The organism is Pseudomonas sp. NPDC090208, from assembly GCF_044746785.1.
Taxonomy (GTDB): domain Bacteria; phylum Pseudomonadota; class Gammaproteobacteria; order Pseudomonadales; family Pseudomonadaceae; genus Aquipseudomonas.
Genome location: NZ_JBIVCU010000013.1, coordinates 173,616 through 188,509, shown reverse-complemented (window position 1 = coordinate 188,509; position 14,894 = coordinate 173,616). Strand labels below are relative to the sequence as shown.

General features: G+C 59.2%; 11 protein-coding genes. 7 read left to right on the top strand and 4 right to left on the bottom strand.

The features are described from left to right. The first annotated feature begins 86 nt into the window (after positions 1–86). The 3 genes from ACIPL0_RS21525 to ACIPL0_RS21515 all read left to right on the top strand — a co-directional run bounded on the left by ACIPL0_RS21525 (position 87) and on the right by ACIPL0_RS21515 (position 3,817). The gene (locus ACIPL0_RS21525; RefSeq protein WP_400596502.1) at positions 87–2,333 is read left to right on the top strand and encodes an autotransporter outer membrane beta-barrel domain-containing protein; all 2,247 of its coding nucleotides are present in this window, start codon (positions 87–89) and stop codon (positions 2,331–2,333) included. A 243-nt stretch (positions 2,334–2,576) separates the two neighbouring features. Then, complete coding sequence (locus ACIPL0_RS21520; protein ID WP_400596500.1) at positions 2,577–3,470, top strand: PA4780 family RIO1-like protein kinase; 894 nt, start codon at positions 2,577–2,579, stop codon at positions 3,468–3,470. A 110-nt stretch (positions 3,471–3,580) separates the two neighbouring features. Then, complete coding sequence (locus ACIPL0_RS21515; RefSeq protein WP_400596498.1) at positions 3,581–3,817, top strand: hypothetical protein; 237 nt, start codon at positions 3,581–3,583, stop codon at positions 3,815–3,817. Between the two features lie 26 nt (positions 3,818–3,843). On the opposite strand, the gene ACIPL0_RS21510 is transcribed toward ACIPL0_RS21515, so the two are convergent. Beyond that, positions 3,844–5,031, bottom strand: coding sequence for a hypothetical protein (locus ACIPL0_RS21510; RefSeq protein ID WP_400731603.1), 1,188 nt, complete (start codon positions 5,029–5,031; stop codon positions 3,844–3,846). A gap of 603 nt (positions 5,032–5,634) precedes the next feature. Here ACIPL0_RS21510 and ACIPL0_RS21505 point away from each other — a divergent pair. From ACIPL0_RS21505 to ACIPL0_RS21495, 3 genes are all read left to right on the top strand, one after another. Next, positions 5,635–7,473, top strand: a complete 1,839-nt coding sequence (locus ACIPL0_RS21505) for a hypothetical protein (protein ID WP_400596495.1) — start codon at positions 5,635–5,637, stop codon at positions 7,471–7,473. Between the two features lie 24 nt (positions 7,474–7,497). Further along, a complete protein-coding gene (locus ACIPL0_RS21500; RefSeq protein WP_400596493.1) occupies positions 7,498–9,333 on the top strand; it encodes a hypothetical protein in 1,836 nt (611 codons plus the stop codon). A 99-nt stretch (positions 9,334–9,432) separates the two neighbouring features. Next, positions 9,433–11,181 (top strand): hypothetical protein, encoded by a 1,749-nt coding sequence (locus tag ACIPL0_RS21495; RefSeq protein ID WP_400731602.1) that lies wholly within the window; start codon positions 9,433–9,435, stop codon positions 11,179–11,181. 11 nt (positions 11,182–11,192) lie between these two features. On the opposite strand, the gene cueR is transcribed toward ACIPL0_RS21495, so the two are convergent. The 3 genes from cueR to ACIPL0_RS21480 all read right to left on the bottom strand — a co-directional run bounded on the left by cueR (position 11,193) and on the right by ACIPL0_RS21480 (position 14,421). After that, on the bottom strand, positions 11,193–11,594 hold the full coding sequence (cueR, locus tag ACIPL0_RS21490; protein ID WP_400596489.1) for a Cu(I)-responsive transcriptional regulator: 402 nt from the start codon (positions 11,592–11,594) through the stop codon (positions 11,193–11,195). Further along, positions 11,591–13,789 carry a heavy metal translocating P-type ATPase gene (locus tag ACIPL0_RS21485; RefSeq protein ID WP_400596487.1) on the bottom strand — a complete coding sequence of 733 codons (2,199 nt, stop codon included), beginning with the start codon at positions 13,787–13,789 and terminating at the stop codon, positions 11,591–11,593. The genes cueR and ACIPL0_RS21485 overlap by 4 nt, the downstream gene beginning before the upstream one ends. A gap of 251 nt (positions 13,790–14,040) precedes the next feature. Further along, the gene (locus tag ACIPL0_RS21480; RefSeq protein WP_400596485.1) at positions 14,041–14,421 is read right to left on the bottom strand and encodes a hypothetical protein; all 381 of its coding nucleotides are present in this window, start codon (positions 14,419–14,421) and stop codon (positions 14,041–14,043) included. A gap of 155 nt (positions 14,422–14,576) precedes the next feature. Here ACIPL0_RS21480 and ACIPL0_RS21475 point away from each other — a divergent pair, with 155 nt between their 5' ends. After that, positions 14,577–14,774: a heavy-metal-associated domain-containing protein gene (locus ACIPL0_RS21475; protein ID WP_400596483.1), complete on the top strand. Its 198-nt coding sequence runs from the start codon at positions 14,577–14,579 to the stop codon at positions 14,772–14,774. Positions 14,775–14,894: the final 120 nt, after the last annotated feature.

Sequence of the window (14,894 nt, the reverse complement as noted above, 5' to 3'; positions counted from 1 at the left end):
CCTACGTGTAAAACAGAAGCGTCTGGACTATTTCTGTAGTCCATTCCTATCAAATAGCGCCCTTTTCTTGTGCGGAGCAATAGGGCGTGGCGAAAAAACGGTTTGAAGGCAAGGTGGGCCTGCTGGCGCTGGCGGTGACCATGGCATCGTTCGAGGCACAGGGTTTGAATCTGAAGCCCGGTGACAGCCTTACCATTGGCGAAGGCGATGCGCTTGATAAATACACGCTGGACAACGCGACACTGACGGTGACCGCAGGTGGCGAGACGCAGAATATTACGGCCAACAACGGCTCGAACCTGAACATCAACGGTGGCAAGGTGGCATCGGTGGGTACCACCGCGATTGCTCTGTCCGGCAGCCACGCAGTCATCGATGGCGCAACGATCATTGCCCAGGCCAACCCGGATACCCCCAAGAATATCGCCTACGGGCTGGCGCTGAGCAGCTGGTCGGGCAGCGTGCCGTCTCTGGCACAGGTCAGCAACAGCTTCATTTCGGGCGTCGACCGAGGTGTCAATGTCGCCGGTGGCAGCGAGCTGACGCTGGTCAACTCCCGGGTTGAGGGGTATGCAGGAGAAACAGGCGTTTCTTTCATCAGCGGTGGCGTCGGACTCGTCGTCGCCGGGGGTAGCGCTGTTGTCAGGGGCAGTGAAATCGTCGGCGATAACCATGGTGTGGTGCTGGCGCCCGCCAGAGTCGGATCGCAGCTAGCCACATCGAATCTGGCGCTGGACAGTACCTCCGTTACCGGGCTGGAAGGTTCGGCGTTGTTGATTGGCAGAAGCAACGTGGATCTCGACACCCACGTCGACATTCGCAATGGCTCCACCCTGACCGGCGGTAACGGTGTGGCCATCGAGGTCGCTTATGGCGCCGTCGGCAGGATCAACATCGACAACAGCGCGATCGTCGGCGATGTGCTGGTCGACGACGCGTCCAAAGCCCATCTGAAGCTCGACAACAACGCCAGCCTCACGGGCCAGATGACCAATGTCACCAGCCTGCAGATCGGTGAAGCTTCGGCGTGGAACATGCGCGGCGATTCCAGCGTCGGCGAACTGACCCTCAACGGCGGCACCGTCGACCTGCGCAACCCGGACAACGGCTTCGGCCGCCTGACCCTGGGTGAGCTGGGCGGCGAGGGCACTTTTGCCTTGGGCACCGACCTGTCAACCGGCGAAGGCGACTTCCTCGACGTGACCGGCACTGCCAGCGGCCATCATCAGTTGCTGGTGCAGAACTCCGGTATCGATCCGACACTGGGACAGGATGCTCATCAGGTGGTCCATGCAGCAGCAGGCGATGCGCAATTCTCGCTGGTCGGTGGCCAGGTCGATTTCGGCACCTTTGCCTATGAACTGGAGCAGAACGCCGACGGTCTGGGCGGTACTGACTGGTCGTTGGTGCAGACTGAACAACTGTCCGAGTCATCGCGATCGGTGATCGGCCTGTTCAGCGCCGCGCCGACCGTGTGGTACGGCGAATCGGCCAGCCTGCGCAGCCGTATGGGCGAACTGCGTAACGGCAATGGCCAGGGCGGTGGCTGGATGCGTGCCTATGGCAACAAATACGACATGTCGGCAGCGGGCGGTGTGGCGTACCGACAACGGCAGCAAGGTATCTCATTCGGTGCCGATGGCGCTGTGCCGGGCAGCTCCGGTCAGTGGCTGATGGGTCTGATGGGCGGTTACAGCAAGTCCGATCTGGATCTGAAAACCGGCACCACCGGCAAGGTCGACAGCTACTACGTAGGCGCTTACAGCACCTGGCTGGCCGAGGACGGTTTCTATATCGACGCGCTGATCAAGGCCAACCGCTTCCAGAACTCGTCGGATGTCGCCATGCGGGATGGTCAGAAGGCCAAGGGTGACTACAGCAATAATGGCCTTGGTGGCTCGCTGGAAGTCGGCAAGCACATCAAGCTCGATGACGGCTGGTTCGTCGAACCGTTCGCGCAGGCATCGGCGCTGTGGGTCGGCGGCGAGGATTACCACCTGGACAACGGCATGCATGCCAGCAGCAACAACGCCAACTCGCTGCTGGGCAAGGTCGGCACCCACGTCGGGCGTACCTTTGCACTGGATCAGGGCGGTTTCGTCCAGCCGTACGTGAAACTCGCGGGCGCCCGTGAGTTTGTCGACAGCAACCGCGTCAACATCAACGACCAACGCTTCAGCAATGACCTTTCCGGCTCGCGTATCGAGTTGGGAGCGGGCGTCGCCGCACAAGTGACCGAGGTGCTGCAGGTGCATGCCGACTTCGATCACATGAGCGGTCGCAACATCGAACAACCATGGGGCATGAGCGTCGGTCTGCGCTACAACTGGTAACGATCGGCTCACTACTGGCTGTCCACAAAAGGGGTCTTGATTGACCCCTTTTTGCTTGTCTGCGGCGGCCTCTGCAATACGGGTTTCGCCTCGGCATGAAAGGTGCTTGGACAGATCTGGCACTCCTGTGCGGCAACTCGATCCATGATCGGCGTTCACCGCCCCTCTACTCGCTGACGGAGGATTGCCGTATAACGAGCAACGATCGCGTGTCTGGCCACGAAGGACCCATAATAAAAGCTGATGAAGACTCCAAAACGCATTGAACCCCTGATCGAAGACGGTCTGGTAGACGAGGTGCTGCGCCCGCTCATGAGCGGTAAAGAAGCGGCTGTTTATGTGGTGCGCTGCGGTAAGGAGCTGCGCTGCGCCAAGGTTTACAAGGAGGCGAACAAACGCAGTTTCCGTCAGGCAGCCGAGTACCAGGAAGGCCGCAAGGTGCGCAACAGCCGTCAGGCGCGGGCCATGGCAAAAGGCTCGAAATACGGGCGCAAGGAGGCCGAAGACGCGTGGCAGAACGCTGAAGTGGCGGCGCTGTTCCGCCTCGCCAACGCGGGTGTGCGGGTGCCCAAACCCTACGATTTCCTTGAGGGCGTCCTGCTCATGGAAATGGTCTGCGACGAGGACGGCGATGCGGCGCCGCGCCTGAACGATGTGGTGCTGGAGCCGGAGCAGGCTCGTGAGTACCACGCCTATCTGATCAGTCAGATCGTGCTGATGCTGTGTACCGGACTGGTGCACGGTGACTTGTCAGAGTTCAACGTGCTGCTGTCGCCGGATGGCCCGGTGATCATCGACCTGCCCCAGGCGGTGGATGCGGCGGGTAACAACCATGCGTTGAGCATGCTGGAGCGTGACGTCGGCAACATGGCTTCGTACTTCGGCCGGTTCGCCCCTGAATTGAAGAAAACCCGTTACGCCCGGGAAATGTGGGCTCACTACGAAGCCGGCACGTTGTCGCCGGCGACCGTATTGACCGGTGAGTTCGCCGATCCGGATGACGTGGCAGACGTCAACAGCGTGCTGCGTGAGATCGAAGCGGCGCAGCGTGACGAAGCGCGGCGTCAGGCGGCACGGAATGCCGATGACGCACCCGCAGCCAAGGCTGAAGAGCCGACGCCGCCATGGATGCAGTGACAGGCTCCTGCCTGTCGCCGCGCAATCGCTACGGTGTTGCCTGACACGACGCCATCGCGGGCAAGCGCGCTCCTACAGATTTCGCGGCGGCAGTTCGGCTGGCTGGCGACATGAAGGAGCTGGCTTGCCCTGCGACCTGGCGCGCAGCGGCAGCAAGATCGGCGAATGCGATGTGCCTGGAAAAACACGGCGTCAGGTTTTACAACGGGGTTTTTACTGCCAGTGAATCCTTTGTCCGGCAGAACGAATTTATCCTGCGGGCATGGGATAGCGACGCAAAAGTGACGGGCAGGCTGCCTCCCCTTGAGGGTACACGCCACTTCGCCACTGAAAACGGCCTGGCGTGAGCGCCAGGCCGTTTTTTAGTCCAGCGTTACAGTGAATCGATGCGCAGCAGCAACGAGAAAAACGCATGCGGATCTGCCGGGTTGAACTGCACGCGATAGTTGAAGAGCACCGATGTGCCACGGTTTTCCGCCAGCCACGCCGGATCAATCGGCGTGTTGACATATTCCGCACTGCCCACGGTGATCTCCTCACCTTCCCATGAGCTGATCCCGATGGCGCGCACTGTGACCGTCGTGGCGTCGTTGAAGGTTTGCAGACGCCAGACCCTGATGTTGTTGTGAGCGTCGTTGATGGTCGGCGCCAGGATGGCCGGCTCATGGCCGGTGACGCGTAGCTTCAGGTGGCGAGAGTAGACAATTCCGGGGCTGGGCGGCCGTCTGACGCTGTAGCGCACGTCAGTATTGGGCAGGCCGATGACATCGATCACCTCGTATTTGGAAACCTGGAAGCTCAACGGTTCGACCGGATCGGCCACGGTGACGATGTCCGGGCTCCACTGACCGTTTCTGCCGATCCAGTACAGCTTCACCGTGTCTCCCGAGCGCAGATAATCCACCGGAACGATCACATGGATATCGTCCAGATGCTGGTAGTAATTCAGTTGCTGGGCATCGTTTTCAGGCACCGGCGCTTCTTCGACAAAGGGCACCTGGATGTCTACCGGGGTCACCAGTTCGTCGACTCGCAGGATGCGCGAGAACAGCAGATCAGGGCTCGACGCGTCCATCTGCACGCTGTAGTTGAACACCACCGGTATGCCACGGTTGGCGGCGATCCATTCTGGGGAGATCGTGAAATTCAGCGCGTTTTCGGTACCAAAGGCCTTGAAACTGCTTTCCCATGAGGTGTTGCCAACGGCACGAACCCGCACCCGGGTGGCTGCGCTGAACTGGCTCTGACGTCTGACGCTCAGCGTCTCGTGTGTCTCGTCGATGGTGGGCGCGTTGATGACAAAATCCTGGCCGGTGACCGTCAGATTCAGGTGGCGCGAAACGATCAGATCAGCGCTGGGCGGGCGCTTGATGGTGTAATGCACGTCCGTGGTCTGGTAGCCGATGGCGTCGATGACTTCGTATCTGGAAATGTTGAATTGCATCGGCTCTACAGGGTCGGTGACCGTGCGGGTTTCCGAACTCACTCTGAAGCCATCCCGGCCGATCCAGTGCAGTTTGACGCTGTCGGCGGGGCGCAGGTAGCCGGGCGGGACGATCACTGAAAGGTCGCCTCTGTGCTCGTGATAGTTAAATCGTTGCGCGTCGTCCACCGGCGGCGCGATGCCCTCGACATAGGGCACTTCGATGCCCGTCGGCGTTTCACCGACGTTGATTCGCCAGGGGCGGGAAACGAAGCTCTCTGTCTGCGCGAAAATACATGGAGGCCCGGGGTCAGATCCCTGACTTGCCAGGTCCATGTGCCGGCGTCATCGGTCTGGGTTGTCCCGAGGCTTTCGTCATTATCGAAGATTTCCACGGTTTCCAGCGGCGCAGGTGCCCGCGCACTGGCTGTCTGTGGGGTGCTGTTCATGGTCGATGTCCTTGTGATGTCTGTCCCTGGGGCACTGGCAGCCAGTGGCCCGTTGCAGTTGCTTATTCGCAGACCGAAGGAATGGGCAGACTGCCCGCCGGATCAGCAAGGTATCGGATAAACAGAGGTCCCGAACAGGGTGCGAATAACCGAGTTATAAGTCTCGATTGTATGAAGGGTCAAGCGCTCGCTGTTTTATTTGAAATATAGAAAAAGTCGCGATACCTCGTAAGGGTGTTATGTCGAAAAGCTCTTGTGGACTGTCAATTCTGACAGTAGTCAGCGAACAGGGTTGGCGATATTCTCGGAACTCGTTAATGCCAAATGGCTGCCGTTGTTACAGTGGTTTTATGGCAAAAAATACATGGATGGTCACGTCCAGCTCAATGGAATTGCCATGACTACGACAAAGTACATCTGGTGCTTGTTATTTGTTTTGGTGTTAAGTGCCTGTACCAATGAATCGCCTCGTTCCGTCGACGGGTCATTCCGTCACATGATAAAAGCGGACCTGGGCGATCAAACGGCAATGTTGCTGAATACGCGTTATGTTGACACTGCACGCAATTGCGGCAGCAATTCGACACCGGCCTTTTTATGCAGTGGCATCATGATCAGAGGCACACGGGATAATCTGGAGCATCCTGTCTGGGACCCGGCAGAAAAGGATACCGTCCGAGGCGCCGTATCGTTTTCTTATTTGCGCGCCGACACACGCTATAAAAAGCTGGCGTACAGTTACAGCAACGGTTACATCATGGATGCCTACTTCAAGGCGTCTGGAAAGTTTCATCCGGAAGTGCGTTGTTTCTTTCCCATCGACGGGTCGAGCAATGAGCGTGCCTTGCAGGGGTGTGGAGAGTATCCAGGCTACGCAGGGAGCGGCCCGTGCCATACGGTGGGTGTACTGACCGCGGCGCAGTGGTGGGCCCACTACGATGCCAACACCGATGACCGGCGCCGTCGGCAGTGCGGATTCGATGTTTCCGATGATCGCAACGCCCTGGCAGGCCCGGCCTTCGCCGCGGGTATCGAGGCGATGGCACTGGCGGGCGATGAGTCTTTCGGCACGCAGAACGAAATGGTCCTGACCGTCTGGGAGGCGGGTTTGGGGAAAGCATTGCCGTTGCAGGCGTTTTTTTATGCCGCCGGTTCGGCAGACGGATTGACGGTTGCACGGCGCAATCAAACCGATCTGAAAACCCGGGAAGACGTGACCGTACCGGTGATCAAGGTGACGTTGCCGCAATCGGAAACGGACCTGGCGAGCTTCACCTACGCCGCTGTCGATCAGGCGGTGCCGATGCCTGCGGTGCCGGATCTGGGCGACAAGGTCGCGGCCGACCTCACGGCGCGCTACGCCGATACAGCCGTGGGCTGTGACAACAACTCAAGCCCTGCCTACTTGTGTAGCGGTATCGTGATCAGAGGCACTCGGGACGACCTCGAACAGCCGGTATGGGATGTCGCCGATAAAGACATTGCCCGTGGTGCGGTGACATTCGCCTATATGCGCGCCGACGCTACGTACAAGACGGTCATCAACAACTACTCCAACGGCTTTATCTTCAAGCCTTACGCGAGCGCTGCAGGGCAGTTGCATCCTCAGGTCAGGTGCTTCTTTCCCCTGGCTGCCAGTACCGCCAGCAGGGCTGAACAGGGCTGCGGCGCCCATTCTTCCTGGCCAAAAAGCGGCCCCTGTCGGGCCAATGGTGTGGTCAGTGCCGAGCAATGGTGGGCACATTTCAACAATGAAGCCGGTGGGAACATTCAAGGGCAGTGTGGTTTTTCGCTGACACAGGACAATCAGCTCCACGACTTCGCGGCGGGCATTGCAGCGATGAAACTGGCGGGCGAGCGCTCGTTTCAGAGTTCGAATGAACTGCTGTTATCACCGTGGAAAAATGGCCAAGGCAAGGATCTTCCGCTAGAGGCATTCTTCTATGTTGCCGGTTCTTCTTCGGGGCTTGAAGTTGCCAGGCGCAACCAAAGAAGTTTGATTGATCGAGAACAGGTCATTATTCCGGTGATTAAAATTTCCTTGCCGCAAGCCTCCAGTGAACGGGCGACATTTAATTACGATCCCGATGATCAGGTAATTTCCATGCCTGTGGTCGTGGCGTTGCGCTGAAGGTGTTGAAAATAACAGGGTCCAATGAAAGTTATCAAGGAAGGAATCGATATGAGTCGCGTGAAATATGGGTTGAGTCTATTTTTATGTCTATCGCTGGCTGCCTGTGTGAACACCGACCATGGCGTTACCCAGGTTGATACGGCACGAACATCGGTTGGCACCAGGGCTCAGGAAGACCTGGGCCAATATGTTGCCCGCCAGTTGACTGCCCGTTATGCCGATGTGGCTGTAGGCTGTGACAACAATTCCAAGCCTGCTTATTTGTGTAATGGCGTTTTGTTCAGGGCGGTCAATGACTCCCTTAAACCACCTATTTGGGATGTTGCCGATAAAGACATCGCCCGAGGCGCTGTGACATTCGCTTACATGAGAGCGAATGTGAAATTCAAGTCGCTCATTAATGGCTATTCCCACGGTTATATCTTTAAACCTTATCTGCAAGCATCAGGCAAACTCAATCCGCAGGTTCGGTGCGTCTTTCCACTGGGTGCTTCTACCGATGAACGGGATGAGCAGGGGTGTGGTGCCTCTTCAGGGTATCCAAAAAGTGGGCTGTGCCGTGTAAATGGCGTGACCTCTGCCGATCAATGGTTGGTGCACTTCAGGGATCAGGCCGGCGGTGCGGCTAAAGGGCAATGTGGCTTCTCTCTGACGCTGGAGAACTCATCCACAGTTTTTCACGACTTTGCCGTTACGGTGGCCGTCAGGGTACTGATGGGCGAGGAAGCATTCTCGCAGTCCAACGAGTTGCTGCTGTCGGTCTGGCCCAATGGCAAAGGCAAGGAGTTGCCGCTGGAGGCGTTTTTCTATGTAGCTGATTCCACCACGGGACGTGAGTCTGCAAGACGTGACCAGCAGGACTTGAATACTCGCGACGGCGTGCTTATTCCCGTGATCAGAGTCACCCTGCCGCAAACGGCGAGCAGTCTGGCTACCTTCAGATACAGTGCCGCTGATCAAACCACGCCCATGCCGCCCGCGTTGAGTGCGGGCGCGATGGTCGCCGCCAATCTGACAGCGCGTTATGCCGACACGGCAGCCAATTGCGGCAGTGATTCAAAACCGGCGTTCCTGTGCAGCGGGGTCATGATTCGTGCTACGGGTAGCAAACCCACTTACCACGTATGGGAAAACAGCCCGGCATCCCTGGCCAAGGGCGGGGTCTCTTTCTCGTATGTCCGCGCGGACGCTCCTGTGTTCAGGCTCGCGTACACCTATACCAATGGCTACATCATGAAGGCCTATGAACATTCCGAAAGTACGTTCAAGCCTGAGGTGTTGTGTTTCTTTCCAACGGATGGTGACTCCGTTAATCGGAGTGGGAAAGGCTGCGGTCCACATAAAGGCAGCCCTAGTAGCGATCTTTGCCATCTGAACGGCGTTACCACCGCGCAGCAATGGTGGGAGCACTACACGGCCCACAGTAGCGGTCGTGATGGATGGCAGTGCAGCTTTGACGTGTCGGGAGCACGTGAATCATTGGCCGGCCCCGCTTTCCATGAGGGCATCAAGGCGATGAGTCTGATTGACCGTGAGCCGCTGGATAAACCGAATGAGATGATTCTTGCCGCCTGGCAAAACGGCGTCGGCAAAACACTGCCTCTGGAAGCATTCTTTTACATGGACGGCTCCGCGCCAGGGCTGACCGACGCCAAACGCAATCAGCAGGATCTGTTTGATACGCATGGCGTCGTCATCCCGGTGATCAAGCTGAAACTGCCACCCGCAGAAAACGATGTCGCCACCTTTACCTACGACGACGCCGATCAGGCGGTGCCGATGCCTGAAGCCAGCAATCCAGGCGCTTCGATCACCACCGATCTGGCCGCGCGTTTTGCCATGACCGGCAAACGATGAGGTGATTCCAACCAGGCTGGCGTTCTGTAGCGCGATTTCCGGAAGTGCGCAAAGCGCGCCGTATCAGATGTTGAATATCAACAGTGTCGGGGCATTCAAATGAACGCATCAAGGATGGTTGCGCTTTTTCTTCTCGTATTGCTAAACAGCGCATGTGTCGATCGAGCGCCGATAGAAGTAAGGCGCCAGTCTGCGGTAGCTCAGGAAGACCTGGGCCAATATGTTGCTCGTCAGTTGACTACCCGGTATGCCTTCTCGGCATTGGATTGTGAAAATTCGACCAAACCTGGTTATTTGTGTAATGGCGTTCTGTTCAGAGCGGTCAATGACTCTGTCAAACCGCCCATTTGGGATGTGACCGATAAAGATATTGCCCGAGGTGCTGTGACATTTGCCTGGATGCACGATGGCGTGAAATTCAAGTCGCTCATCAATGGCTATTCCCACGGTTTTATCTTCAAGCCTTATCTGCAAGCGCCAGGAAGACTCCATCCACTGGTTCGGTGCGTCTTTCCATTGGCTGCCTCTACCAATAGTCGAGATGAACAGGGTTGTGGCGCCTCCCCCGGATATCCAAAAAGCGGGCCGTGTCAGCTGAATGGCGTGAGTACTGGCGAGCAATGGTTGGCTCACTTCAAAAATGAGGGTGGTGGTACGAACGCAGGGCAATGTGGCTTTTCTATGCCATCGGAGACATCCACAGATTATTTAAGTTTCAGGATGTCGATATCCGCAAGGAAGCTGGTGGGTGAGCAGGCACTCTCACAGCCCAACGAGTTGCTGTTGTCGGTCTGGCCCAAGGGCAAAGGCAAGGAATTGCCGCTGGAGGCATTTTTCTATGTAGCCGACTCCGCCACGGGACGCGAGGCTGCCATGCGTGATCAGCAGGACTTGAATACCCGAGACGGTGTGCTCATTCCTGTGATCATGATTACTCTGCCGCAAACGCTAAACGATAAGGCAACGTTTACCTACAACGCTGACGATCAAACGTCGCCGATGCCGCTTGTAGAGGATCTGGGGGATATCACGGCAGCCAGCCTGACTGCGCGGTATGCCGATACGTCAGCCAACTGCGGCAGCAATTCCACGCCGGCGTTTTTGTGCACCGGTGTGATGCTCAGGGGCACCAGCAACAACCCGACGTATCACGTCTGGGACAACAGTCCTGCCTCCATCGCCAAGGGTGGCGTGTCGTTTTCGTATCTGCGCACTGATGCACCGATTTTCAGACTGGCCTACACCTACAACAATGGCTATTTTTTCAACGCCTATTTTCATGTTTCGGAGAAACTCCTCCCGGAGGTACTCTGCTTCTTTCCAACGGACGGTGATTCCTACGATCGTGCCGATAAGGGTTGTGGCGCCAAAATAGATCGTCCAGGCAGTGACTCTTGTCATTTGAGCGGTATTACCACAGCGCAGCAATGGTGGGAGCATTACACCGCGCACACTGAAAACCGGGATGAATGGCAATGCAGTTTCTCAGTGGAAGATGATCGTAACAGCCTGGCCGGACCTGCTTTCTTTGAGGGGATTAAAGCCATGGCTTTGGTTGGGCGCGAGCCGGCAGACAAACCGAACGAAATGATTCTGGCGGCCTGGAAAGACGGGTTGGGCAAGGTCCTGCCGCTGGAGGCGTTCTTTTATCTGTCCGGTTCGTCCGAAGGCCGGACCGTTGCCCGGCGTAATCAAACGGACCTCTATGCGACTGATGGAGTACTCCTTCCGGTGATCGAAATTCAACTGCCGAAAGTAGCGAGTGAGCCGGCAGGGTTTTTCTACCATACAGAAGACCAGGGATATTACATGCCGGTCCCCTTTACGGTTACGCAGGCGCGACCTTGAACACCTGCCGGTCAGTTGCAACACCCGCCCGACGCCAGATCCTTGAGGATCGGGCAGTCGGGACGGTGGTCGCCGTGACAGTGTTCCACCAGATCTTGAAGCGTGTCGCGCAGGCCGGCCAGTTCGGCGATTTTCTGGTTCAGTTCGACGATGTGTCGCCGGGCCAGCGCTTTGACGTCGGCGCTGGCGCGGTCGCGGTCCTGCCACAACGCCAACAGCTTGCCGACTTCTTCCAGCGAGAATCCCAGATCCCGCGAGCGCTTGATGAACGCCAGGGTGTGCAGGTCGTCCTGGCCGTACAGGCGGTAGCCGCTGTCGGTTCTGTGGGCCGCCTGAAGCAGGCCGATGGACTCGTAGTAACGAATCATCTTGGCGCTCAGGCCACTGCTTTTCGCCGCTTGGCCGATGTTCATGACGCGTCCCCTCCATCCTTCGGTTGCCAGGTTTTCAACAGCAGGGCGTTGCTCACCACGCTGACACTGGACAGGGCCATGGCCGCGCCGGCCAGCACCGGATTGAGCAGGCCGAAGGCGGCCAGCGGGATGCCGATCAGGTTGTAGACGAAGGCCCAGAACAGGTTCTGGCGGATCTTCGCATAGGTTCTGCGGCTGATGTCCAGTGCGGCGGGAATCAGCCGTGGATCACCGCGCATCAGGGTGATGCCGGCGGCGTGCATGGCGACATCGGTGCCGCCGCCCATGGCGATACCGACGTCGGCGGCGGCCAGCGCCGGGGCGTCGTTGATACCGTCGCCGACCATCGCGACCACGGCGTTTTTCTTCAGCGCCACGACGGTAGCGGCCTTGTCGGCAGGCAGTACTTCGGCGTGGACATCGGCAATGCCCAGCGCCTCGGCGACTACCCGGGCGCTGCCGCGATTGTCGCCAGTCAGCAGGTGGCTGCTGATCTGCCGCGCGGCCAGTCGCTCGACGGCCTGAAGCGCGCCGGCCTTGAGCGTGTCGCCGAAGGCGAACAGGCCCAGCACGCGGCGTTGTGGGCTCAGTTCGATCAACCAGGACAGCGTGCGGCCTTCGGCTTCCCATTGCTGCGCGGCGTCTGCCAGGGGGCCTGCGTTGAGCTCGCTTTCTTCCAGCAGACGGCGATTGCCCAGCGCCAGCGCTCGGCCCTGCACCGTGCCGGCGATGCCACGACCGGCGAGGGCGCGGCTGTTGCCGACGGCATCGGTCGGCAGATCGCGTTCGTGGCACAGGTCCAGCACGGCTTTGGCCAGCGGGTGTTCGCTGCCCCTCTGCAGCGCGCCGGCCAGTTGCAGCAGGCTGTCGTCGTCGCCATCGAGCGCGGTCATATGAGCCACGCGCGGTGTGCCGGAGGTCAGTGTGCCGGTCTTGTCGAACACCACGGCGGTGACTTCGTGGGCGCGCTCCAGGGCTTCGGCGTCCTTGATCAGAATGCCGTGACGCGCGGCGACGCCGGTGCCGGCCATGATCGCCGTCGGCGTTGCCAGGCCCAGTGCGCACGGGCAGGCAATCACCAGCACGGCGACGGCATTGATCAAGGCGTTTTCCAGCGATGCGCCGACGAACAGCCAGCCGGCGAGGGTGGCGAACGCCAGCAACAGAACCACCGGCACGAACACCTGGCTGACCTTGTCTACCAGCTTCTGAATCGGCGCCTTGGCCGACTGCGCGTCTTCGACCAGACGGATGATGCGCGCCAGCACGGTCTCCGCCCCGAGCGCCTGAGTACGCACCAATAGACGACCTTCGCCGTTGATGGCGCCACCGGTGACCTTGTCGCCGGGTTGCTTGGCGACGGGCAGGCTTTCACCGCTGATCAGCGCCTCGTCGGCATGGCTCTGGCCTTCGATGACTTCGCCGTCCACCGGGAAGCGCTCGCCGGGTTTGACCAGCACCACGTCGCCAAGCTTGAGGGCACTGATGGCGACGTCGCGCTCTTCGCCGTCGACCAGCAGAATGGCCCGCTCCGGACGCAACGCTTCCAGCGCACGGATCGCACTGGCGGTCTGGCGCTTGGCGCTGCTTTCCAGGTATTTGCCCAACAGCACCAGCGCGATCACCACCGCTGAGGCCTCGAAGTACAGGTGCGGCATGCTGCCCGCGTCGGCCATCAGCCATTGATAGACGCTCAGGCCATAACCGGCGCTGGTGCCGAGGGCGACCAGCAGGTCCATGTTGCCGGCTGCGGCGCGCACGGCTTTCCAGGCCGCGACGTAGAAGCGTGCGCCGAGGAAGAACTGCACCGGCGTCGCCAGCAGAAACTGTACCCAGGCCGGCAACATGGCGTGGACTCCGAACGGTTGCAGCAGCATCGGCAGCACCAGCGGCAACGCGAGGACGATGGCAAGGATCAGGTGCCAGCGCTCGCTGTCATGTCGTTTTTGCTGGTCGGCCTGCTGCACCGCAGGGTCCTGTTCAAGGCTGGCGCCATAACCGGCCTTGTCGACAGCGGCGATCAGGGTGGCCGGGTCGATGGCTTCGGCGACTTCGACGTGGGCCCGTTCGTTGGCCAGGTTGACCGTAGCCGAGGCGACGCCGGGGACTTTACGCAGCGCGCGCTCGACCCGGCCCGCGCAACTGGCGCAGGTCATGCCGGTGATCGGCAGGTCGAAGGTGACGGGACTGGACATGGAAAAGCACTCCTTGAGGGCGATTGCCGACAAGGATCAACCTTGCCATGTTGGTAAGGTCAAGGGGGATTTCAAACCAGGACGCTGCGAACACCCGGATGCACGGTTGGAATAAGCCGTGGGAGGGAGCCCTGCTCGCGAATGCATCCGTTCAGACAATGCTGTACTGGATGACACACCGCCTTCGCGAGCAGGGCTCCCTCCCACAGACAATGTGTGTCAGCCCCGGCCCGGAAGCTCAGGGGCATCGATCAGTAATTCAACGCTGCCGGCTTCAGATACATGCCGTTAGGCCCCGAGGCGATGCGGTATTTCAGCACGTCACCGGAGTTGATGTGGATGCGGGTGTTGTTCTGCGCCTCGATGCCTGGCGAGCAGCCCGGCATCTGACTCGGCAGCACGCGCAGGCGGACCGACAGGTCGCCGGCAGGCAGGTTGAACGAGCGGATCTCTTCCTGAAACAGGCGTCCGACCAACTGATCCTGCATGTAGATGCCGATTTCACATGGCGTCGCGACTTCCAGACGCTCGCGGGAAATGATGAGCACGCCATAGTCCTGATCGGCCTGGGCCCAGGATGCGGACGCCAACAGGCCAATAAAACCGAAGAGGCGAAAGGCTGACCAGCGCATGGCCGATTCTCCTGAAATAACGGTAATGCTGAACTTTGGCCCAGACCCGGTGCGAATGCCAGCCCGGCCGATGCAACGAAAACTTGACCTTGCCATGGTGGCAAGCTTGAAGATGCCGTCAACCCGAGTCATTTCCATCATCGAGGAGTCATCCCATGCAGGTTTTCAACGTTCAAGGCATGACCTGCGGACACTGCGTCCGCGCCGTGACCGACGCGATCAAAAACGACGACGCCAGCGCCGACGTGCAGGTAGATCTGGCCAAGGGCGAGGTTCGTGTGCAGAGCCGGCTGGCAGCTGAACGAGTGATCGGCCTGATCGAGGAAGAGGGGTATAGCGCGAAGGTGGCGTGAGTTCCGGAGCCAGTTTTGCCTTTGCGGGGACGCCGACTGTGCCTTTGTGGGAGGGAGCCCTGCTCGCGAATGCGTCATGTCAGTCAATATTGTGCTGCCTGACCCAGCGCATTCGCGAGC